Source organism: Bradyrhizobium sp. KB893862 SZCCT0404 (assembly GCF_018130885.1).
GTDB classification, from domain to species: Bacteria; Pseudomonadota; Alphaproteobacteria; order Rhizobiales; family Xanthobacteraceae; genus Bradyrhizobium; species Bradyrhizobium stylosanthis.
The window spans coordinates 370,303-388,331 of the sequence record NZ_JAFCLT010000009.1 but is presented as its reverse complement, the minus strand read 5'-3'; the positions used below and the strand labels follow the sequence as shown (position 1 = coordinate 388,331).

Below are 18,029 nucleotides of genomic sequence, written 5' to 3'. Positions count from 1 at the left end.
GACTTTTGATCTCTATTTTTTAGCATTCCATTTTACCGGCGCCGCCATGGCGCGACGCCCACCCGATGAGGCGGGGGCCATGATCACACGAGACCAGTCGGCACTCCTGGCACCGGTCGAGCGCGACCTGCGGCTCGATCTCTTCCGTGGCATCGGGCTGTGGATGATCTTCCTCGACCACATCCCGCACGACGTCGTGGCCTGGCTGACGCTGCGCAACTACGGCTTCAGCGACGCCGCCGAGTTCTTCGTCTTCATCTCCGGCTACCTCGTCGGCTGGATCTACGGGCCGATCGTCGCGGGCGGATGGTTTCTCGCCGCGCTCAAGCGGCTGTGGCGGCGGGCGGCCGAGATGTACGTCGCCCACATCATGCTGTTCCTGCTGTTCACCGCGCAGATCGCGCGCACCGCGCGCCGCTTCGACAATCCGATGTACGAGCACGAGTTCAACGTGTTCAACTTCCTGTCGCATCCGGACGAGCTGATCGGGCAGGCGATCGTGTTGAAGTACAAGCCGGTCAATCTCGACGTGCTGCCGCTCTACATCACGCTGGTGTTCGCATCGCCCTTCATCGTGTGGTGCCTGGTGCGCCGGCCGAACCTGACGCTCGCCGGCTCCGTCGTGCTCTACATGCTGTCGCGCTGGTTCGACTGGAACGTGGCGTCCTATCCGCCTGGCACCCACTGGTACTTCAACCCGTTCTGCTGGCAGCTGATGTTCGTGTTCGCGGCCTGGTGCGGCATCGGCCAGATCGAGACGATCGCGAAATGGGTGTGGTCGCGGACGGTTATGACGCTCGCGGCGGCGTGGCTGGCGTTCGCGCTGCTGATCGTGATGACCTGGCACGTCCCGGCGCTCGAGGCGATGATCCCGAAATGGATGATCAAGGCGATCTACCCGATCGACAAGACCGATCTCGACATGCTGCGCTTCACGCATTTCATGGCGCTGGCGATCTGGGTGACGTATTTCATCTCGCGCAAATGGCGGGCGCTGCATGCGGCCTGGCTGCGCCCGGTGATCGTCTGCGGCCAGCATTCGCTGCCGATCTTCTGCCTCGGCGTATTCCTGTCGTTCTCGGCGCACTGGATCCTGACGCAGTACAGCAAGGGCTTCTGGGAGCAGCTCGCCGTCTCCCTCGTCGGCATCGCGATCATGATCGGCGCCGCCTGGCTGCTCGGGCGGGCCGAGCGCGTGCCGAACCTGTTCGTGAAGGTGACGGAGGTCGAGGAGGCCGATCCCGCCCTGGAACGCGCGCCGGCCGCGACCGCCAACGCCGCCCCGGCGGGGCATTGAAGATCACCGGCCCTGCATCGTCCCGGAGAGGTCCAACGGAGAGATTCATGTCCAGACGTTTGCTGACGATCGCCGGCACTCTCCTGTTCCTGGTCTGCGGCGCATCGGCGCAGGCTCCGTCGCCGGAGGCGATGAGCGCAGCGCGCAAGCTCGTCGTCACCTTGAAGATCGCGGACCAGTACCGCGCATTGCTGCCGCAGCTCCTGCTCAAGCTCCGCCCCGTGGTCGCGCAGGACAGGCCGGAGATCGAGCGCGACTACGATGCGATGACGGCGCCCGGCGCCGAGATCTACACGCCGTTTCTCAACGGCATGATCGACCAGATCGCCGCCCTCTACGCCCAGACCTTCACGGTGGACGAGCTGCGCCAGATCGAAGCCTTCTATGCCCAGCCGGCGGGCCGCAAATTCCTGGAGAAGTCGGATGCGCTGGCGCAGGCGAGCGCGCAGATCGGCCAGGACGTCAGCCAGAAGGCGGCCGACGATTTGAAGCAGCGCCTGCTCGAGGCGCTGCGCCAGAAGGGGCACAAGCTCTGAGGCGCGCCCCCATCAGGCGCGCGGGCAAATGCCTCGCGCGCCTGCCGCTTCACTTCACCAGCGGGCAGCCGCCGTCCTTCAGCGGACGGAACGCCTGGTCGGCCGGGACCTCGGCGAGCAGCTTGTAGTAATCCCACGGCCCCTTCGATTCCTCGGGCTTCTTCACCTGGAACAGATACATGCTGTGCACCATGCGGCCGTCCTCGCGCAGGATGCCGTTGTCGGTGAAGGCGTCCTTCACCGGCAGCTCGCGCATCTTGGCCATCACCGTCTTGGTGTCCTTGGTGCCGGCCGCCTGCACCGCCTTTAGGTAATGCAGCGTCGCGCTGTAGGTCGCGGCCTGGTTCATCGTCGGCATGCGCCTGACGCGCTCCATGAAACGCTTGCCGAAGGCGCGGGTCTTGTCGTTGAGGTCCCAGTAATAGGCCTCGGTGATGATCAGCCCCTGCGCGAGCTTCAGCCCCAGGCTGTGCACGTCGGAGATGAACATCACGATCGCGGCGAGGTTCTGGCCGCCGGCGACGATGCCGAATTCGCCGGCCTGCTTGATCGCGTTGATGGTGTCGCCGCCGCCATTGGCGAGCCCGATGATCTTGGCCTTGGAAGCCTGCGCCTGCAGCAGGAATGACGAGAAGTCCGCCGTGTTGAGCGGATGCTTGACGCTGCCGAGCACCTTGCCGCCCGCTGCCTTCACGACATCGCCGGTGTCACGCTCGATCGAATGGCCGAACACATAATCCGCGGTGAGGAAAAACCAGGTGTCGCCGCCGTTCTTGACGATGGCGCTGCCGACGGTGTGAGCGTTGGAATAGGTGTCGTAGGTCCAGTGCGCGGTGTAGGGCGAGCAGGATTTTCCGGTGATGTCGGAGCTCGCCGCGTCCGTCACGATCATGATCTTCTCGTACTGCTTCGACAACTCCATCACCGCGAGCGCGGTGGCCGAGGTCGGCAGGTCGATGATCATGTCGACGCCCTCGGTCTCCCACCATTTGCGGGCGATGGTCGAGGCGACGTCGGGCTTGTTGAGCACGTCGGCCGAGACCATGCTGATCGGTTCGCCGAACATCCGGCCGCCGAAATCGTCGATGGCCATCCTGGTGGCCTCGACATTCCCCTGGCCGCCGATATCGGAATAGACCGAAGAGAAGTCGGAGAGCACGCCGATCTTGAGCGGGGTCTGCTGGGCGGAGGCGGGGACGATCAAGGCAGCCGACAGCAAGCCGGCCGCAGACACGAGTGCTGCGATAGGTCTCATGGATACGTTTCCTCTTGTTCGGGACTATTCTGTCCCTTTGTCCGACAAAGTTAGAGCGGGGTTCCGGCGGAGTCAATTTGCGGCAGATGCGGCGAGAATGCTGCAGTTTGACGCGCTTTCCGGTTCGGTCCTATAGTTTGTCGGACAATCGCCATCGGAGCCAGAATTTGCCCCTTGCGCCGCTCTTCCGCCCGATCGATATCGCGCCGGCCTATCAGAAGGTCGCCGACGCCATCGAACGCGAGATCGTCAATGGCCGCATCAAGCCGGGAGACCCCATCGGCACCGAGCACGATCTGGTGCGCCAGTTCGGCGTCAATCGCTCGACCATTCGCGAAGGCATCCGCGTGCTGGAGGAGGGCGGGCTGATCCGCCGCGATTCCTCCCGCCGCCTGCACGCCTGCCTGCCGCGCTACAGCAAGCTCGCGAGCCGCCTCAGCCGCGCCCTGGTGCTGCACGAGGTGACCTTCCGCGAGCTCTACGAGGCTTCGATGACATTGGAAGTCGCCAGCATCGAGGGCGCGGTGGAGCGGGCGAGCGAGGAGAACGTCGCCGAACTCGCCGACAATCTCGCACGCAGCGAAGCCGTGGTCGGCGATCCCGCCGCGCTTGCCGAATGCGACGCCGAATTCCACGTGCTTGTCGCCAAGGCCTCGCAGAACCGCGTGCTCCAGCTCGCGCGCGAGCCGGCGGCGCAGCTGTTCTATCCGACCACCGAGATGATCGTGACGGGCGTCGCCGAAGGCGGCCCGCGCCTCGTCGCCGCGCACCGCCATCTCATCGATGCGATCCGCCGCCGCGACCGCGAGGCCGGCGTGCTGTGGACCCGCCGGCACTTGCAGGACTGGCGGCGCGGCTTCGAGAAGATCGCCTCGCTCGATCGGTCGGTCGAGCACATGTACATGGAGCACGCGCAGGCGGCCCGGCGCAGATAGCGCGCAAAAGAAGACGCAAGATTTCAGACCGGAAATCCAACCAATAAAGACATCATACGGAGGGACACATGACCGGGGACATCGCAGCCACCATCTCGAAAGCGCGCGAGCATTCGATCGGCGATCTCCTGCGCCGCTCCGCAGGGCGCGAGCCGGCCAAGCTTGCGGTGAGCTGCGGCAGCGTGAGCTGGACCTTCGCCGAGATGGACGCGATCTGCAATCGGCTCGGCCGCGGCCTGCTCGGCCTCGTCGTGAAGAAGGGCGATCGCGTTGCAGTACTCTCGCGCAACTCGCATGCCTTCGCAGCGCTGCGCTTCGCACTGGCGCGGATCGGCGCCGTGCTGGTGCCGATCAACTTCATGCTCAATCCGGACGAGATCAACTTCATCCTCAAGAGCTCCGGCGCCAAGCTGCTCGCGACCGGGCCCGACTTCGTGGAGCCGGCAAAGGCCGCAGGCTCCAGGGATTGCGCGGTCGAGAAGATGATCTGGCTGCCGGGCGAGGATCCGGCCTCCGCGCCCGCGGGCCTCACCACGTTCGACGATCTGCTTCATGCAGACGGCTCGTTCCTGGAGGCCTCCGTCGATAGCCGCGATCTCGCGCAGATCGTCTACACCAGCGGCACGGAATCGCTGCCCAAGGGCGCGATGCTGACCCATGAAGCCGTGATGTGGCAGTATGTCAGCTGCATCATCGACGGCGGCATGAGCGTCGAGGACAAATTCCTGCACGCGCTGCCGCTCTACCACTGCGCCCAGCTCGATGTGTTCCTGGGGCCGCAAGTTTACCTCGGGGCCTCTGGCGTGATCACGGGCAAGCCGACCGCCGACAATATCCTGGCGCTGATCCAGGCGCACAAGATCACGTCCTTCTTCGCGCCGCCGACGATCTGGATCGCGATGCTGCGCTCGCCGAACTTCGACAAGACCGACCTGTCGACCCTGCAGAAGGGCTATTACGGCGCCTCGATCATGCCGGTGGAAGTCCTGCTCGAACTCCAACGCCGATTGCCGAATGTAAAGTTCTGGAATTTCTACGGCCAGACCGAGATCGCGCCGCTTGCGACCGTGCTGCGACCCGAGGATCAGCTTCGCAAGGCCGGTTCGGCCGGCAAGCCGGTGCTCAATGTCGAGACGCGCGTCGTCAACACCGCGATGGAGGACGTCAGGGTCGGCGAAGTCGGCGAGATCGTGCACCGCTCGCCGCATCTGCTCTCCGGCTATTACAACGACCCCGTCAAGACCGCGGCGGCGTTCAGCGGCGGCTGGTTTCACTCCGGCGATCTCGCCACCGTCGATGCAGAGGGCCACATCACCGTGGTCGACCGCGTCAAGGACATGATCAAGACCGGCGGCGAGAACGTTGCGAGCCGCGAGGTCGAAGAGATGGTCTACCGCATCCCCGCGGTCTCCGAGGTTGCCGTCGTCGGCCTGCCCGATCCGCGCTGGATCGAGGCGGTCACCGCGATCGTCGTGGTCAAGACCGGCGAGACGCTCGACGAGGACGCCGTTATCAAGCACTGCGCCGGCCAGATGGCGCATTTCAAGGTGCCCAAGCGCGTGATCTTCGTGGATGCCTTGCCGAAGAATCCGAGCGGCAAGCTGCTCAAGCGCGAACTGCGCCAGCGCTTCGTCGGCGGCGAGACGCTCGACAAGGCGGTCCAGAAGAGTTTTGGCACCTGAGGCGGAGCGCGTCCCATGAAAGCCTGGCAGGTTGCGCGCGACTGGTCGATCGAGGGGATGGAGCTGGTCGAGCTGCCCGAGCCGGCGCCCGGCCCGGGCCAGGTCGCGGTGCGGATGAAGGCGGCATCGCTCAACTATCGCGACCTGCTCACGATCCAGGGCAAGGGCGGCGTCACCCGATTGCCGCTGATCCCGTTCTCGGACGGCGCCGGCGAGGTGATCGCGGTCGGCGAGGGCGTGAGCCGCGTTGCTGTCGGCGACCGCGTCTGTCCGATGTTCTTCCAGTCATGGATTGACGGGAAGGTTTCGGCGGCCAGCCGGCGCTATTCGCTCGGCGGCACACGAGCCGGCGTGCTGCAGCAGGTGATGGTGCTCGACGCCGAGGGCGTCAGCCGCATTCCCTCGCATTTGTCATTCCCTGAAGCTGCGACGCTGCCCTGCGCCGGGCTCACCGCCTGGCGCGCGCTGTTCGAGGAAGCAAAAGTTCAGCCCGGCGACACCGTGCTGGTGCAGGGCACCGGCGGCGTGTCGATCTTCGCGCTGCAATTCGCCAAGCTTGCCGGCGCCAGCGTGATCGTGACGTCGTCGAGCGACGACAAGCTCGAACGCGCCAGGGCGCTCGGCGCCGACCACACCATCAACTATCGTTCCGTGCCGGAATGGGGCAAGGCGGCAGCCGAGTGGACCGGCGGCGGCGTCGACCACGTCGTCGAGGTCGGCGGCAAGGACACGTTCGCGCAATCGCTCGAGGCCGCCCGGGTGGGCGGCACCATCCTGGTAATCGGCGTGCTCACAGGCTTCTCGCAGCAGATCGCGATCCCGAGCCTGTTCGCCAAGAATCTGCACGTCATCGGCCTCTCCGTCGGCAGCCGCCGCATGTTCGAGGGCATGACGGCCGCGATCGGCCGCAATGCGATGAGGCCGGTGATCGACCGCGTGTTCGGCTTCGACGCCGTGCCCGATGCGCTGAGGCTGATGCAGCAGGGCGGCCATTTCGGCAAGATCGTCGTCGAGTTTCCCTAGCCGGCCTCGCCGGCCATTCTCCTGATATCGTCGGGCGTCGCTCCGAAGCGGCGGCGGAACGCGCGATGGAAGTAGGAGACGTCGTGGAATCCGGCGAGGTGCGCGATCTCGATGATCTTGCGTGAGCGCAGGCTCGGATTACGAAGCAGCCGCTCGGCGCGCAGCAGGCGTTGCTCGAGCACGAAGCCGCTATAGGTGATGCCGGCCTTCTCGAACAGCAGCTGGATCGTGCGCGGGCTGATGCGATGCGCTGCTGCAAGCTCCGGCAGCGATAATGCGGCGCTGTCGAGCTGCGCCAGAATGTCGGCCTTGATGGCTTCGAAACGCGCTGCGGCAAGGCCGCGCATCCGCGCCTCCTCGGCGACATCGCCGCGTGCGCCGATCATCAGCACCGAGAGGTCGAACAAATGCTGCGAGACCGCATCTAGCTCCGCGGGTGCGAGCTTGTCGGCATGCGCATGCGCGAGGTCGTAATACCGCAGGAACATCGACGTGATCGGATTGACGCCGGGAATCGACCGCGCAATCAAATCTTCCGCATTCGGGCAGGCGCGCAGCAACGCCTTGCGCGGCAGCAGCGCGGTCTGGAAATTGCCATGCCCCGTCTGGGTGATGTAGGCGCCCTTGATCGAGGGATCGCCGATCGTCACGTCGCCGGCGGCGACCTCGAGCGGTCGCTTTCCCATGGTCCCGCTGAGTGCGGAATTCGGCGACATCGTAATCACCAATTCGTCGTTCGTCCCCAGCGACACGAAAGACATCGGCGTGCCGAACGAGGCCGAGAGTCTGAGGCGGGGCAGAATGGCCGGCGCGATGGTCCGGTGAACACGCCCATCACCGACCGGCACGAAGTCAACGTTCGCCACCTGACGGCAGAACTGCTCGCGCCATCGTTCGTAGGCCGGACCGTTCGGGTCGCCATCGAATGAGAGTTGAGGCTGGATCATCGATCGGGAAGCGCAAGTTTGTTGGCGATTTGCGGCAGGTTGTATCGTCAGACCAGTACACTGCAATGGCAAAAGCGCGAAATTGCGTGATAAGCCACTCGCGATGACGCTCCGAGACCGCGACCAGGTGCCGCAGCCGGTGTGCCCTGACCGCAACACGCGGCGCCGTTGTCGCTGACTTTCATCTCAGTCCATGCGCTGCTTCGCGCCTCTCCACGAACAGGGATCGCGACCCGCCTATCGTCGCCAGCGCAATGACGGACGATTGGAAGGGAAAGATTCGATGACATCTCGTGCGAGCGATCTGCTGCCGGCTGCTCTGGCGCTTGGCCTGACTGCGTTGTGCGCCACCGAGGCAACCGCCGCCGACATCGCGCTGAAGGCGCCGCCTGCGCCGCTGCCCGTGTTCAGCTGGACTGGCTTCTATGCCGGCATTCACGCCGGTTACGCCACCGGCGACGGCAATTCGGCGCGGGTCGATCCTGGTGCATTGCCGGCGCTGCTTCCCGGCGTGAACAACCTGACCTCGACCGCGTCGGCGCCGTTCACGCTTGGTGTCGATCAGTCCGGCTGGCTGGGCGGATTGCAGGCCGGCTACAACTGGCAGGCCGGAAATGTGGTCGCAGGTGTCGAAGCCGACGTCAGCGCCGCCGGGATCGGCGGGCGGGCGTCAGGCTCTTATGCATTCCGTCCCGTTTTCCTGGTCGGCGATTTCGACAATTACACCGGCACCGTGACAGTGACGCAGGATATCCACTATCTCGGCACGCTGCGCGGCCGCCTGGGCTATGCCAGCAACAATTGGCTGCTCTACGCGACGGGTGGTCTCGCCTGGGCGCATGTCAAGGCAAGCATCGACAGCACTCATCTCAGATTGACCAACAATTTTCCGATACCCGGTTTTCCCGGCGCACTGAACGGTCATGCCTCGGCAAGCGGTTACAATATCGGCTATGCGGTCGGTGGCGGCGGCGAATGGTCATTCGCGCCGCGCTGGTCGCTCAAGGCGGAGTATCTCTACCTCAACCTCGGCCGCCAGCTCTCTCTGTCGATCCCCGCGACCAGCATGCCGGCCAGCGACATCGAGCTTCATACCTTCAGGATCGGTCTGAACCGGCAATTTGCGCCGTGACAACGGCGGTGGCGGTGAAGCTCAATACTTCTTCACCGTCGCTCCGAAGGCCATCCACAGCGCGATCGACGCGAGGCCGAAGCTGCCGAGCAGCAGGAAGGTCGGGCCGTAGCCGATCCATTGCGCGATCCAGCCGCCGAGCGCGGGACTGAGGCTCGCGCCGACGCCCTGCACCGTGATCACGGCGCCCTGGCCGAGATTGATGCGGCCGCTGCCGTCGAGCGACCGCGCAACCATGCCGGGCACGGCGACCGTCTGCAGTCCCGTGCCGATGCCGTCGAGCACCTGCATGGGCACGACGCCCCACCATCCCGTGACGAAGAAGGCGAGCACGCCGCGAATGGGCAGGAACATGAAGGAGACCAGGATCACCGGCCAGTAATTGCGCTTGCTCGCGGCCTTCATCGCGATCAGCGAGGTCACCACCATGACGCCCTGAGCAATGACGACGGTGGTGGCGACGAAGCTTGGTCCATTGGCTTGCCCCTCCGCAACGGCCGCGAGCCCATAGAGCGGTACGATCGCCGCATTGCCGAGATGGAAGATGGCAAGAGCAAGCGCCAGCACCAGGAGCGGCTTGTGCTTGAGCAAGACGGTCATGGCATCCGGTGGATTGTTGCTCTCGTCCTCCTTGCTGCCGCGGGCTTGACGATCGTCGATGGAATTGGCGGGGATCATCATGACGCAGGCGATCGCGATGGCGCCGAACACGGCCGCCAACACGAACACGGCGACGTAGCCGAACTTGTAGCCGAGATAGCCCGACAACGCCGCACCAACCATGTTGCCGGCATGGTTGAAGGCCTGGTTGCGCCCGTTCAGCGCGTTGAAGCCCTTCTGCTTCGCGATGCCGAGCGTGATGCCTGTGACCGCCGGCACGATGGCGGCGCTCGCCAGCGATTGCGCCACTTGCGAGAACGTTACCGCCCAGAAATTCTGCGAGATCAGGATGATCGCGGATGCAAGCACCACGCAGATGCCGGGGATGACGACCCACAGCCGCTTGTTGCGGCTGGAATCGATGAAGCCGCCGATCGGCGTGGTCACCAGCATGCCCGCGACATTTCCGATCGTCAGCGCGGTGCCGATCAATCCGGTGGCCCAGCCGCGTTCCTGCAGGAACACGCCGACGAACGGCCCGATTCCCGACTGCATGTCGGCCATGAAGAAGTTGACGGCGTAGAGGGGCCAGATGCGGGAAGGGGAGCGCGATGTCATCGAGACGCTGAGCGACTGCCGGCAGAAGTGGTCTTGCACAAGCAGGGCTGACAAGACGGGCTGACATGACCGGCTACTGGTGCCGGAGCGGACCGGAAAGTAACTTGTGCTCATCGCCTTGGTTCCTCCGTCCTTGCGGTTGGAGGGCTGCGATGTCACCTCATCTGTGTCCCACCCTCCCTTCCGGATCACTGCCATGCCCCTCTGGACCTGCGAAACCTGCGGCGCGCAATTCCCGGACAGCGGAAAACCGCCTGCCGCGTGTCCGATCTGTGAGGATGAACGGCAGTTCGTGAACTGGAAGGGGCAGACCTTCCTCACACGTGAGGCGCTGGCCGAAGGCCATCGCCTCGTTTGCCGCGACGATCTCGGCCTCACCGGCATCGCGCTCGAGCCGAGCTTTGCCATCGCGCAGCGCGCGCTGCTGGTCCCTGCCGGCGGGGGATGCGTGATGTGGGACTGCATTCCACTGGCGACGCCGGAGGCGATCGCGCATGTCCGCGCGCTCGGTGGCCTCAAGGCGATCGCGATCTCGCATCCGCATTATTATGGCGCGCTGGCCGACTGGAGCGAGGCGTTCGGCGGTGTGCCGGTCTATCTGCACGTGGACGACCGCCAGTGGGTGACGCGGCCGCATGCGTCGATCGTGCACTGGAGCGGTGATCAGCACCGCATCTCCGATGATGTGCTGCTGCTGCGCACCGGTGGTCATTTCGCCGGCGCCACCATGCTGCACTGGGCAGGTGGTGCGGAACGAAAGGGCGCGCTGCTCACCGGCGACATCGCGCAGGTGACGATGGACCGCCGCTTCGTCAGCTTCATGTACTCCTATCCGAACTACATGCCGCTCAACGCAGCCGCGGTGCGGCGGATCGCGGCCGCCGTCGAGCCGCTCGCCTTCGATCGCATCTATGGTGCCTGGTGGGGACGCAACGTCGCCGGCGGCGCCAAGGCCGCATTCGCAGCGTCGGTGCAACGATATATCGCGGCCATCGCCTGACGCGGAAAGAATCCCGTTGCTTCAGCTCAATAACTGTACTATAAGTACAGTTATTGGTGGCGGCGCAACGATGCGTTGCCGGTCCGGCATGAACGATGCATCGTTGTTGCGGCGGACGCATTTTGCGGCCGCGTGAGCGGGAGTTGGACGCATGACCGGGCAGCGCGACTACGAGATCTTCGAGGCGGGCGACGTGACGCTTCAGTCGGGCGCCGTCTTCCCCGCGATGAAACTCGCCTACAAGACCTATGGCACGCTGAGCGCGGCCAAGGACAACGTCATCCTCTATCCGACCTCGTTCAGCGCGCAGCATTTCGACACGGAATGGCTGATCGGCCCCGACGGCGTGCTCGACCCCACGCGCCATTTCATCGTCATTCCGAACCTGTTCGGCAACGGCCTGTCCTCCTCGCCCTCGAATTCCGGCGACGGGCCGTTCCCGCTCGTCAGCTATCACGACGCGATCGCGGTCCAGCACCGTCTGCTGACCGAGCGCTTCGGCATCACCAAGCTGGCGCTGGTCTATGGCTGGTCGATGGGCGGCATGCAGACCTATCACTGGGCGGCGCTGCACCCCGACATGGTCGCGCGTGCCGCGGTGGTCTGCGGCAGCGCCCGCTGCGCGCCCTACAATCATGTGTTTCTCGAAAGCGTGAAGGCCGCGCTGTCGGGCGATCCCGCCTTTCGCAACGGGCGCTTCGTCGAGAAGCCCACGGCCGGTTACCGCGCCATGGGGCGCGTCTATGCGGGCTGGGCGATGTCGCACGGCTTCTACCGCGACGAGCTCTGGCGCGAGGCCGGATTTACCTCGCTCGAGGACTATCTCGTCCGTAACTGGGACACGACCTTCGCCCGCCGCGATGCCAACGATCTGCTGGCACAGGCCGGCATCTGGCAGCGTGGCAATATCAGCGCCTGCGCGGCCTTCGGCGGCGATCTCGACCGCGCTCTCGCGGCGATCACGGCGCATATGCTGCTGATGCCTGGCGCGACCGATCGTTATTTCGACGTCCGCGACAACGAGGACGAGCTCCCCAGGCTGGTCAACGCAAAATCCGCCGTGCTGCACCCGATCCCGTCGCAACACGGCCATCGTGCCGGCAACCCCGTCAACAATCCGCGCGACCAGGCCTTTCTCAGGGCCGAGGTCGCGGCGCTTCTTGCCAAGTAATGCAGGTGTCCGATCATGACTGACGCGACCGTTTCAGAGCCCGGCCATCGCCTGAAACCGCTGAGCCCGGCGATGCTGCGCGAATTGTCGGTGCGCTCGAATTTGCGCGGCGCGGTGCAGAGCCTCGGTCACTACGGCATGATCGTCCTGGTTGGCGCATTGATCTGGACGGTGACGTCGCGTCATGGCATGCTGTGGGCGCTGCCGCTGATGGCGGTGCAGGGTTATCTCGTCGCCTTCCTGTTCATGGCGGTGCACGAGACCGCGCACAAGACTGCGTTCAGAAGCCGCGGCCTCAATCTCGCCGTCGGCTATCTCTCGGCCTTCATCATCGGATTGCCCTACGAATATTACTGCCTGTTCCACTGGGACCATCACCGCTACACCCAGGATCCCGAGAAGGACCCGGAGCTGATCGTCGGCGTGAAGCCGGCCTCCGATACCCAGCTCGCGATGGCCTATAGCGGCCTGCTCCAGGTCGCCGGGCGTCTGCGGCTGATGCTCGGCCATGCCGTCACCGGCAAGGTCGTCGTGCCCTGGATTCCCGAGGGCAAGCGCGGCACCATCGTGGCCGAGGCGCGCGCCTATGTCGCGCTCTACGCGCTGCTGCTCGCGCTCTCGCTGTGGTTCTCCTCAGCGCTGCTGCTCTGGGTCTGGATCGTGCCGCTGGCGATCGGGCAATTCTTCCTGCGGCCGTATCTCTATGCCGAGCACACCGGTTGCGACCGCACCCGCAGCGCCTTCGAGAACACCCGCACCACCTATACCGGCGCCGTCGTGAAATGGTTTGCGTGGAACATGCCCTTCCATGTCGAGCACCACGCCTATCCGTCGATTCCGTTTCACGCGCTGCCGAAGCTGAACGCGATCGTCGACGGCGAGATCGTCTATCGCGGCCGCGGCTATATCAGGACGACGCGCGAGACCTGGGCTTGGTTTCGCCGGCAGCGGCAGGGGAGCTAGCCAAACGCAAAACTCCGGCCGCGATGCGACCGGAGCTTTGTCGTGATAGCGAGGTATCAGTAGATCCCGTAGGCGCAGACATTCACGACGCGGACGCGCAGGCCGTGGCGGGTCTGGACGACGCGCTCCTGGTAGCAGTTGCTGACGCCGGTGTTGACGTAGATGCCGCCAAAGCCATAGCCCGGGCCCCAGCCATGACCCCAGTGATGGAAGCCGTGGGCCGAAGCGGCGGTGGGCGCGAGAGCGGCAGCGCCGAGCGAGCCGGCAGCGATCAGACCAAGAGCAAGCTTACGAAACATTTTCATTCTCCAGTTGGCGCGAGGCCGTTGTTGTGTCCCTGCATCTCCGTCGGCACGAGACGCGAATGCGTTCATGGCGCTGACCGAGAATCGTGTTTCAGGATTGTTTCGTCGGCTGCGGCGAGGTGCGTCGCCGTCAGGCTTTCTGCGCCGCGCCATAGCGCGCGGCCATCGCCTGCGTCATCTCGGCCATCTTCTCGCGGAGATCGGCGGGCTCCAGCACTTCCGCCTCGGGGCCGAGCCGCAGCAATTCGGCCGCGGCGTGCCATGATGTCTTGCCGGTCGGCACGCGCGCGATGCGCCAGCCGTCGGCATCGGCGGTCTCTTCGATCTCGGTGCGCGCCTTGACGTAAGGCTGGCTCAGTGCGCCGAGCAGCTTGACGCCGAACGGCGACAGCCGCACGACCGCGACATTGGGATGCATCTCTGCTTCGAGGCGAAGCGTCGCGGCCTGCCAATAGGCGGCGAGATCGAAAGCGGCGGGACGATCGAAGCGATCATCGAGCGCGGTACAGTCGAGCACGCGCGCGACGCGATAGGTGCGCACGCTGCCGTCGACTTGTCCGGCGAGGTACCAGCTGCCGCCTTTCAGCACGAGACCGAGCGGGGCGACGCGGCGCTGCTTCTCCGAGCGCCAGCTCTGATAGCGGATCTTGATCAGCGTCCCGCGCAGGGCCGCGCCGGCGATGGCGCGCAGATGCACCGGCTCCTCCGCCTCGCCGAACCAGCCCGGTGCGTCCAGGTGAAAACGCTCCTGCATGCGGCCGGCATCCTCGCGCAGATTCGCAGGGAGCGCGGCCATCAGCTTGTTCTGCGCGGCGATCATCGCCGCATCCAGCCCGAGCGCCGCCGCCGGGCCCGGGAGCCCCGCGAGGAACAGCGCGCCGGCTTCGCTCTGCGACAGGCCGTTGAGCCGGACGCGATAGCCGTCGAGCAGGCGATAGCCGCCTTCCGCGCCGCGATCGGCATAAACAGGGACGCCCGAGGCCGCGAGCGCATCGATGTCGCGATAGATCGTGCGCACCGAGACCTCGCAGGCTTCCGCGAGTTCGGGCGCGGTGACTTGCCCCCTGGCCTGGAGGGTGGTGAGGATCGACAGCATCCGGCTCGCGCGCATGATCCCTTAAACCATACCTGACACAGGATGTCAGGTATGGTCCGCTACAAGCGCCATCGCCAGTTGGCCAGATGGAGACCCGCCATGACCGATCCGAACCGCATCACCCTGTATTATTCGCCGCAAAGCCGCGCCACCGGCACGCGGGTGCTGCTGGAGGAGCTGGGGGCGCCTTACGATCTCCACGTTCTCAACATGAAGGCCGGCGAGCAGCGCCAGGCCGCCTATCTCGCCGTCAATCCGCTCGGCAAGGTGCCGGCGATCCACCATCGCGGCGAGCTCGTGACCGAGCAGGTCGCGATCACCATTTACCTCGCCGACCTGTTTCCGCAGGCCGGGCTGACGCCCGCGCTGACCGATCCGCTGCGCGGCCCTTATTTGCGCTGGATCGCCTATTACGGCGCCTCGTTCGAGCCGGCCATGATCGACAAGTTCATGCAGCGCGAGCCGGCGCCGATCACGCAATCGCCCTATGCGGATTACGATACGATGCTAGGTGCGCTGGAAGCGCAATTGGCGAAGGGCCCCTACCTGCTCGGCGAGCGCATGACCGCCGCGGACGTGCTGTGGGGCGTCGCCTTCAGCTGGACCATGATGTTCGGCATCGTGCCGAAAACGGACGTCTTCGTCCGCTACGCCGAGCGCATGACCGCGCGCCCGGCGTTCCAGCGCATCAATGCTGCCGACGATGAGATGGCGGCGCAGCATGCCAAGGCTGCGGGTGGTTGAATGATCCGGGGGTGCAGATGACGAAGCCGATGCACACGACCAATTGCTTCAACACCTTCATCCGGGTTGCCGAAGACTGTCCCGCGCGTACCGGCGAGGAGCCGCCGCTGCGCGGGGGAAAGCCCACGGTCGCGTGCCTGCAATACGGGATGATCGCCAAGGCACCCTACAAATACACGTCCGACGACGTGATCTTCGCGACCTCTGCGCCGGGACGCGAGCTCGATGTGAAGGCGACGAAAACCGCGAAGCGTGCGGCCCGCGAGGCGTTCTTCTCGCGGGGGCAGGCGTGCATGAGGGCGTCGAGCCTGGGCAAGCGCTTCGGCTGGGGCGTTCATGCCGACGGCGAGGGCCGGATCGCGATCTACGCCGTCGACAGCAAGCGCTACGAGGCGCTCGTCCGCGATCCCAAGCTCACGCAGGTGCGCGCGATGCGGTCGAAGCGGGCGTGATCAGAATTTTGGCGCCCGTTTCTCCGCGAACGCCTTGATGCCTTCCTTGATCTCGTCGCCGCGCATGCTGTCGCGGTGGCGCTGGTCGGCGGCTTGCTCGTCGAGCTCGCCGCGTGCGAATTCGTTGATCGCGCGCTTCATGCCGCGCATGGCCTGCGGCGCGTTGCCGGCGAGGATGGTTGCGAGCCTGTCGACCTCCTCGTCGAGCGTCTCTTCCGGCACCATGGCGGTGAGGTAGCCGATCCGCAGCATCTCCGGCGCGCTGATCTTCTGCGCCGTCAGGAACAGCCGTTTCGCATTGTCGAGGCCGAGCCGCGTCACGTAGCGCTTGATGCCGCTCCGGTAGTAATGCAGCCCGAGCCGCGCCGCCGGCATGAACATCTCGGCGGTGTCGATGCCGATGCGGAAATCACAGGCGAGCGCGAGATCGGTCGAGCCGCCATAGACGCCGCCGTTGAGCCGGCAGATCGTCGGCACGCCCAGATCCTCGAGGCGATTGACGACCACCTCGAAGGCCGAGCCCGCGCTCTGCTGCTCGTTGGCGCTCACCGCGCGCTCGGCGACCGAATTGAGATCGTAGCCGGCGGAGAAAGCGCGGCCGGTGCCGGTCAGCACCAGCACGCGGATGGCGGGATCGGCCTCGACGGCGTCGAACAGTCTCAGGAGCTCGCCGAGATCCTCGGCCTGGAGCCGGTTGAGATGCTTCGGCCGGTTGAGGCGGATGGTGGCGCGAGCGCCCGTGATTTCGAGCAGGGGGCCGGTGGCCGCGTCGGCTGTCTCCGACATTCTTGTCTCCTTTTACTTGTTTTCGAGCGTGCGGCGCCTGGCTTCCGCATCGATGGTTTCGGCAAGGTCGGGATGCCGCGCCATCAGCACGCGGAAATCGACGAGATCGAGCACCAGCAGGCGTGACACCTTGGTGGTCGAGACGTTGGCGCCGCGCTTGTTGTTGCCGAGCAGCGCCATCTCGCCGAAGAAGGCGCCTTCGCCGAGTTGCACCTTCTTGCCGGGCAGGTCGACCTCGACCTCGCCGGCGGCAATGAAATACATGCAGTCGCCCTGCGCACCCTTGCGGATGATCATGGTGCGCGCCGGCAGCTCCATGGTGCGCAGCATGTGAGTGACATCGGCGATGGCGGCGGGTCCGAGCGCCGCGAAGAACGGCACCTTGCTGACGGCTTCCCAGGTCCTGAGGAAATTGTCGCGCCGCGTCTCCGCTGCAAAGCCCGTCGCCAGAATACCGGTCCAGAGGCCGAATACGCCGAGGCCGGAGATCATCACCAGCGCCGCCACCATCCGCCCCAGCGGAGTAACAGGCACGACGTCGCCATAGCCTGTTGTCGTCAGCGTCACCACCGCCCACCACAGCGCGGCGGGGACGCTGCCGAAGGTCTGCGGCTGCACGTCCCGCTCCAGGAAATATTCGGCGACGGAGGCGAGGAAGACCACCATCAGGAAGATCACGAGCACGCTGACCAGCGGGCCCGATTCCAGTACCAGCACGCGGCGAAGCTGCCGCAGGCCCGGAATGCCCGGCACCACCTTCAGGACCCAGAGCACGCTGAGCAGCCAGGCCGTCTTCGGCTCGACGCCGAGGATCAGCGCGACCGGCACGGCCAATGCCCCGATCGCGTCGACGATGCCGGCGGAAGACGTCACGTAGAGCGCAAGGCGCCCCGTTCGCGCCATGTGGCGCAGCCGGACCAGCCATTCGAACACGAAATAGACGAGGCAGGCCCACAGCAGGACATCGACCCAGCGATGCGTATCCTCATAGGCCGGGTTCACCGTCAGCAGCACCATGCTGACCACGCCGACGCCGACCGCTACATAGGCCGCCTTGGTCATGTTGCGGCCGGCCGTGGCGGCCACGAACTGGGCCAGAGCGGAGATCAGCGGCGTGGACATGCGGGAAGGCGGCTCGGTCTTGGCTGTTGCGGTCCCGGCTGGGAACGCGGCGCCAAAGTGCCTGCCCGCGCCGGGGCCGTCAACGACGGCCGCGCGCACTGCAGCATCGTCAAATCGGTGGGCTGGGCCGCTATCGGAAATGCGGCGGCTCGTCGTAGCCGCGGCGGCTGCTGAAGAACAGCAGGACCATCAGCCCGATCCCGACAACGACGGAGAAAGCGGCCCCAAGCGCGAGGGCCACATAGCCTTCCGTCGGGATCGGCTCGCCTTCGACCGTCATCGCGGAATAAGCGAAATAGCCCACTGCTGCCAGCATTCCCAGGAGGAAGATCACGAGGAGTGTACGCATGGGCGCGTTCTCCGGT

Annotated in this window: 19 protein-coding genes; 11 read left to right on the top strand and 8 right to left on the bottom strand. The window is 65.4% G+C overall.

Features of this window, described 5'->3' with window-relative positions:
- The first annotated feature begins 79 nt into the window (after positions 1 to 79).
- Both JQ617_RS31650 and JQ617_RS31645 read left to right on the top strand, forming a co-directional pair.
- Entirely contained in the window at positions 80 to 1,297 is a 1,218-nt protein-coding gene (locus JQ617_RS31650; protein WP_212029721.1) for an OpgC domain-containing protein, read from the top strand.
- Between the two features lie 47 nt (positions 1,298 to 1,344).
- Positions 1,345 to 1,833: a DUF2059 domain-containing protein gene (locus JQ617_RS31645; RefSeq protein ID WP_212029720.1), complete on the top strand. Its 489-nt coding sequence runs from the start codon at positions 1,345 to 1,347 to the stop codon at positions 1,831 to 1,833.
- 49 nt (positions 1,834 to 1,882) lie between these two features.
- Here the strand turns inward: JQ617_RS31645 and JQ617_RS31640 are convergent, their stop codons facing one another.
- A complete protein-coding gene (locus tag JQ617_RS31640; protein ID WP_212029719.1) occupies positions 1,883 to 3,088 on the bottom strand; it encodes an ABC transporter substrate-binding protein in 1,206 nt (401 codons plus the stop codon).
- A 167-nt stretch (positions 3,089 to 3,255) separates the two neighbouring features.
- Here JQ617_RS31640 and JQ617_RS31635 point away from each other — a divergent pair, with 167 nt between their 5' ends.
- The 3 genes from JQ617_RS31635 to JQ617_RS31625 all read left to right on the top strand — a co-directional run bounded on the left by JQ617_RS31635 (position 3,256) and on the right by JQ617_RS31625 (position 6,728).
- A complete protein-coding gene (locus JQ617_RS31635; RefSeq protein ID WP_212029718.1) occupies positions 3,256 to 4,023 on the top strand; it encodes a FadR/GntR family transcriptional regulator in 768 nt (255 codons plus the stop codon).
- 68 nt (positions 4,024 to 4,091) lie between these two features.
- Complete coding sequence (locus JQ617_RS31630) at positions 4,092 to 5,705, top strand: acyl-CoA synthetase (protein WP_212029717.1); 1,614 nt, start codon at positions 4,092 to 4,094, stop codon at positions 5,703 to 5,705.
- A gap of 15 nt (positions 5,706 to 5,720) precedes the next feature.
- Positions 5,721 to 6,728, top strand: coding sequence for a zinc-dependent alcohol dehydrogenase family protein (locus JQ617_RS31625; protein ID WP_212029716.1), 1,008 nt, complete (start codon positions 5,721 to 5,723; stop codon positions 6,726 to 6,728).
- Here JQ617_RS31625 and JQ617_RS31620 read toward each other — a convergent pair.
- Positions 6,725 to 7,675, bottom strand: coding sequence for an AraC family transcriptional regulator (locus JQ617_RS31620; protein WP_212029715.1), 951 nt, complete (start codon positions 7,673 to 7,675; stop codon positions 6,725 to 6,727). The two genes, JQ617_RS31625 and JQ617_RS31620, sit on opposite strands and share 4 nt — an antisense overlap.
- Before the next feature lie 283 nt (positions 7,676 to 7,958).
- On the opposite strand from JQ617_RS31620, the gene JQ617_RS31615 reads away from it, so the two are divergent.
- The gene (locus JQ617_RS31615) at positions 7,959 to 8,807 is read left to right on the top strand and encodes an outer membrane protein (protein ID WP_212029714.1); all 849 of its coding nucleotides are present in this window, start codon (positions 7,959 to 7,961) and stop codon (positions 8,805 to 8,807) included.
- 21 nt (positions 8,808 to 8,828) lie between these two features.
- Here the strand turns inward: JQ617_RS31615 and JQ617_RS31610 are convergent, their stop codons facing one another.
- Entirely contained in the window at positions 8,829 to 10,025 is a 1,197-nt protein-coding gene (locus tag JQ617_RS31610) for an MFS transporter (protein ID WP_212029713.1), read from the bottom strand.
- Between the two features lie 196 nt (positions 10,026 to 10,221).
- Here JQ617_RS31610 and JQ617_RS31605 point away from each other — a divergent pair, with 196 nt between their 5' ends.
- The 3 genes from JQ617_RS31605 (at position 10,222) to JQ617_RS31595 (ending at position 13,159) form a co-directional block, all read left to right on the top strand.
- Positions 10,222 to 11,025 carry an MBL fold metallo-hydrolase gene (locus JQ617_RS31605; protein WP_212029712.1) on the top strand — a complete coding sequence of 268 codons (804 nt, stop codon included), beginning with the start codon at positions 10,222 to 10,224 and terminating at the stop codon, positions 11,023 to 11,025.
- A gap of 151 nt (positions 11,026 to 11,176) precedes the next feature.
- Positions 11,177 to 12,196: an alpha/beta fold hydrolase gene (locus tag JQ617_RS31600; protein WP_212029711.1), complete on the top strand. Its 1,020-nt coding sequence runs from the start codon at positions 11,177 to 11,179 to the stop codon at positions 12,194 to 12,196.
- 15 nt (positions 12,197 to 12,211) lie between these two features.
- The gene (locus JQ617_RS31595; RefSeq protein ID WP_212029710.1) at positions 12,212 to 13,159 is read left to right on the top strand and encodes a fatty acid desaturase; all 948 of its coding nucleotides are present in this window, start codon (positions 12,212 to 12,214) and stop codon (positions 13,157 to 13,159) included.
- A gap of 56 nt (positions 13,160 to 13,215) precedes the next feature.
- Here JQ617_RS31595 and JQ617_RS31590 read toward each other — a convergent pair whose 3' ends face one another.
- Positions 13,216 to 13,458, bottom strand: a complete 243-nt coding sequence (locus tag JQ617_RS31590) for a hypothetical protein (RefSeq protein WP_063686766.1) — start codon at positions 13,456 to 13,458, stop codon at positions 13,216 to 13,218.
- A 136-nt stretch (positions 13,459 to 13,594) separates the two neighbouring features.
- Positions 13,595 to 14,575, bottom strand: coding sequence for a helix-turn-helix transcriptional regulator (locus tag JQ617_RS31585; RefSeq protein ID WP_212029709.1), 981 nt, complete (start codon positions 14,573 to 14,575; stop codon positions 13,595 to 13,597).
- 84 nt (positions 14,576 to 14,659) lie between these two features.
- Here JQ617_RS31585 and JQ617_RS31580 point away from each other — a divergent pair, with 84 nt between their 5' ends.
- Together JQ617_RS31580 and JQ617_RS31575 are read left to right on the top strand one after the other, a co-directional pair.
- The gene (locus JQ617_RS31580; protein WP_212029708.1) at positions 14,660 to 15,304 is read left to right on the top strand and encodes a glutathione S-transferase family protein; all 645 of its coding nucleotides are present in this window, start codon (positions 14,660 to 14,662) and stop codon (positions 15,302 to 15,304) included.
- Between the two features lie 17 nt (positions 15,305 to 15,321).
- Positions 15,322 to 15,756 carry a DUF6157 family protein gene (locus tag JQ617_RS31575; protein WP_212029707.1) on the top strand — a complete coding sequence of 145 codons (435 nt, stop codon included), beginning with the start codon at positions 15,322 to 15,324 and terminating at the stop codon, positions 15,754 to 15,756.
- On the opposite strand, the gene JQ617_RS31570 is transcribed toward JQ617_RS31575, so the two are convergent.
- The 3 genes from JQ617_RS31570 to JQ617_RS31560 all read right to left on the bottom strand — a co-directional run bounded on the left by JQ617_RS31570 (position 15,757) and on the right by JQ617_RS31560 (position 18,013).
- Entirely contained in the window at positions 15,757 to 16,542 is a 786-nt protein-coding gene (locus tag JQ617_RS31570) for an enoyl-CoA hydratase/isomerase family protein (protein ID WP_212029706.1), read from the bottom strand. It abuts the gene before it with no gap.
- Positions 16,543 to 16,554: 12 nt separating this feature from the next.
- Positions 16,555 to 17,664, bottom strand: coding sequence for a cyclic nucleotide-gated ion channel (locus JQ617_RS31565; protein ID WP_212029705.1), 1,110 nt, complete (start codon positions 17,662 to 17,664; stop codon positions 16,555 to 16,557).
- 130 nt (positions 17,665 to 17,794) lie between these two features.
- Positions 17,795 to 18,013: a hypothetical protein gene (locus JQ617_RS31560; protein ID WP_212029704.1), complete on the bottom strand. Its 219-nt coding sequence runs from the start codon at positions 18,011 to 18,013 to the stop codon at positions 17,795 to 17,797.
- Positions 18,014 to 18,029: the final 16 nt, after the last annotated feature.

Coding starts and splice junctions, on each gene's coding strand:
- JQ617_RS31650 (WP_212029721.1), top strand. CDS start 80: ATGATCACACGAGACCAGTCGGCACTCCTGGCACCGGTCGAGCGCGAC.
- JQ617_RS31645 (WP_212029720.1), top strand. CDS start 1,345: ATGTCCAGACGTTTGCTGACGATCGCCGGCACTCTCCTGTTCCTGGTC.
- JQ617_RS31640 (WP_212029719.1), bottom strand. CDS start 3,088: ATGAGACCTATCGCAGCACTCGTGTCTGCGGCCGGCTTGCTGTCGGCT.
- JQ617_RS31630 (WP_212029717.1), top strand. CDS start 4,092: ATGACCGGGGACATCGCAGCCACCATCTCGAAAGCGCGCGAGCATTCG.
- JQ617_RS31625 (WP_212029716.1), top strand. CDS start 5,721: ATGAAAGCCTGGCAGGTTGCGCGCGACTGGTCGATCGAGGGGATGGAG.
- JQ617_RS31620 (WP_212029715.1), bottom strand. CDS start 7,675: ATGATCCAGCCTCAACTCTCATTCGATGGCGACCCGAACGGTCCGGCC.
- JQ617_RS31615 (WP_212029714.1), top strand. CDS start 7,959: ATGACATCTCGTGCGAGCGATCTGCTGCCGGCTGCTCTGGCGCTTGGC.
- JQ617_RS31610 (WP_212029713.1), bottom strand. CDS start 10,025: ATGACATCGCGCTCCCCTTCCCGCATCTGGCCCCTCTACGCCGTCAAC.
- JQ617_RS31605 (WP_212029712.1), top strand. CDS start 10,222: ATGCCCCTCTGGACCTGCGAAACCTGCGGCGCGCAATTCCCGGACAGC.
- JQ617_RS31600 (WP_212029711.1), top strand. CDS start 11,177: ATGACCGGGCAGCGCGACTACGAGATCTTCGAGGCGGGCGACGTGACG.
- JQ617_RS31595 (WP_212029710.1), top strand. CDS start 12,212: ATGACTGACGCGACCGTTTCAGAGCCCGGCCATCGCCTGAAACCGCTG.
- JQ617_RS31590 (WP_063686766.1), bottom strand. CDS start 13,458: ATGTTTCGTAAGCTTGCTCTTGGTCTGATCGCTGCCGGCTCGCTCGGC.
- JQ617_RS31585 (WP_212029709.1), bottom strand. CDS start 14,575: ATGCGCGCGAGCCGGATGCTGTCGATCCTCACCACCCTCCAGGCCAGG.
- JQ617_RS31580 (WP_212029708.1), top strand. CDS start 14,660: ATGACCGATCCGAACCGCATCACCCTGTATTATTCGCCGCAAAGCCGC.
- JQ617_RS31575 (WP_212029707.1), top strand. CDS start 15,322: ATGACGAAGCCGATGCACACGACCAATTGCTTCAACACCTTCATCCGG.
- JQ617_RS31570 (WP_212029706.1), bottom strand. CDS start 16,542: ATGTCGGAGACAGCCGACGCGGCCACCGGCCCCCTGCTCGAAATCACG.
- JQ617_RS31565 (WP_212029705.1), bottom strand. CDS start 17,664: ATGTCCACGCCGCTGATCTCCGCTCTGGCCCAGTTCGTGGCCGCCACG.
- JQ617_RS31560 (WP_212029704.1), bottom strand. CDS start 18,013: ATGCGTACACTCCTCGTGATCTTCCTCCTGGGAATGCTGGCAGCAGTG.